At 45.6% G+C, this 2,060-nt stretch carries 2 protein-coding genes; both read right to left on the bottom strand.

The window, feature by feature from the left end:
* Positions 1-146: 146 nt before the first annotated feature.
* Complete coding sequence (locus WBV75_RS11245) at positions 147-1,268, bottom strand: GTP cyclohydrolase (RefSeq protein ID WP_424120694.1); 1,122 nt, start codon at positions 1,266-1,268, stop codon at positions 147-149.
* A 90-nt stretch (positions 1,269-1,358) separates the two neighbouring features.
* A partial coding sequence (locus WBV75_RS11240) for a transporter (protein WP_424120693.1) occupies positions 1,359-2,060 on the bottom strand: 702 nt, incomplete at its 5' end.

Genomic DNA, 2,060 nt, shown 5'->3' with positions numbered 1-2,060 from the left:
ATCTTTCTGCCCTCTCTGCGATTCCTGGGCACCTGTACGTTTTACTGAAATGTCAGGCGAAATTCAAAATGGGGGAATCATTTACGGACAAGTCCAGAGGTACTTTCAAAAGTACCTGTTCTGATGCTAACGTTGTTTTAAAGCCCTTATTTCAGGTCCTTACGGAAGGTACACCGGCGCTTGTAAACTTCAGGTTTAAAGTGTTTCCAGATTTGATGTACATCTACGTTATCCGCCAGTTCAGGGGTGCGATAGGCCATTTGTATTTTGCGGGCGCTGAATTCGCGGTAGTACTCATTAAAAATAATTGAGGTCACTCCTTTCTTCTGGTATTCCGGGAGGACGCCTATCAGGTAGAAAAACACTTCTTTGCTTTTTTTTCGCGCCTTGAGGAGGTGATAAAAGCCAAAAGGGAATAAGGATCCCCTTGCCTTTTGGAGCGCTTTTGAAAATGAAGGCATGACAATGGCGAAAGAAACAAGCCGGTTATCCTGGTCCACGACAAACTTTACGTACCGGGGGTCGATCAGCGTGAGGTATTTTTTCTTAAAGTACTCTTTTTGGGCTTCAGAAACCGGAACGAACGAAGAGAGACGGGAATAAGAGGCATTAAACACCTCGAACATCTCGTGGGCCCAGGGCAGAATTTGAGATGTTTTCTCAAAGTTCAGCGGTCGGAGTTTATAGCGTTCCCTTATAATTTTCTGGATCCTTGAAAAATGGACGGGATGTACATTGGAAAAGGGGAATTTGCTTTCGATATACTCCTTTTCCACCACCATCCCAAAATCCTCCAAATGCGTTTTATAGTACGGGTGGTTGTACCAGGTGATCATACTGCCAATATGATCAAAACCTTCGGTCAGCACACCGACTTTGTCCAGGTTTGAAAAGCCCATAGGGCCTTCCAGAAAATCCAGGTTATGGGATCTTCCAATCTCTTCGACCTTGTTTAGCAAAGCTTCAGAAACCTCAGTGTCGTCTTCGAAATCCATCCAGCCGAATCTCATTTTAGACAATCCCAGTTTTTCGATTTCCACCCGGTTGACAATAGCTGCAATCCTGCCCGCAATCCTGTTTCCTTTGTAGGCGAGGAAAAAACGTGCCTCTGCCTGCTCAAAGACAGGATTGATCTCAGGATTAAAACTATCGAGTTCTTCTTTGATGATAGGGGGGACCCAGTACGGGGAATCCCGATAGAGTGCAAAGGGATACTCAACGAAGGATTTTAATTCCTGTTTTGAACGGACCTCCTTGATTTGCACCATCGCTATTAATTTCGAAGGTAAAATTAGGCATAATTGTCAAGGCTTAGAAGGGATGTAGTGACAATTCCTGAAAGTCCTTTCCAGTGGATGTTACCCCTCGAACCCGGAAGATTTTTTCTCCGGGTCTTCGCCTTTGTTTTTCTTGGATTTACCCGACTCTTTTTTCTTTTTGCGCATATCTTTTCGCCCGATTTTAGGTTCCTGATCCTCGATGGGTTTGAGCTTGTCAACATGCCTGTCTAACCGATAGGAGATGCCTCCGGCGATAAAGCCCCGACTCGGGGTATCCTTAAAACTCCCGCCAATGAGTATATCGGCTTGAAAATTCTCATTCAGGAGGTAGGCCACTCCTGTTCTGAGAAGTATATCCGAATACCTGTCGCTTTTGATTACCAGGTTTTCCACGAAAATACTCCATCTGGGGTTTCGGAAGGCATGCGAGAGTGAAACCAGATAACTCCACTGCGGAAAATCAGATCCGATGCGGTCGTAGATAATATTTGTGGTCAGGACAAACCTCGGAGACAGGAGGCTCTGGGTGGAAACCATAACCCTTGGTGATATACTCGGCTCATCAGGGGCAAAGAAGGGATTGTCTCCAAGAATAAAGTTGGCTCCCGCATAAATTGAAACTGCGGGGATAAGGTTGCGCCATTGAAATGTGTTATTGGCCCTCCAGCTGTAGAGGTTTGGGGCGTTGCGCTCCGAGTTTTTAAAGGGATCGTATATGAGGTACTTCAATCCAAGGCGATTCCTTCCAAAATCGCTGTACTGGTCTTCGAGCCCTGAGGT

It is taken from the genome of Robiginitalea sp., assembly GCF_049588695.1.
Taxonomy (GTDB): domain Bacteria; phylum Bacteroidota; class Bacteroidia; order Flavobacteriales; family Flavobacteriaceae; genus Robiginitalea.
The sequence above is the reverse complement of the archived record's forward strand: the minus strand, read 5'-3'. Positions and strand labels throughout refer to the sequence as shown.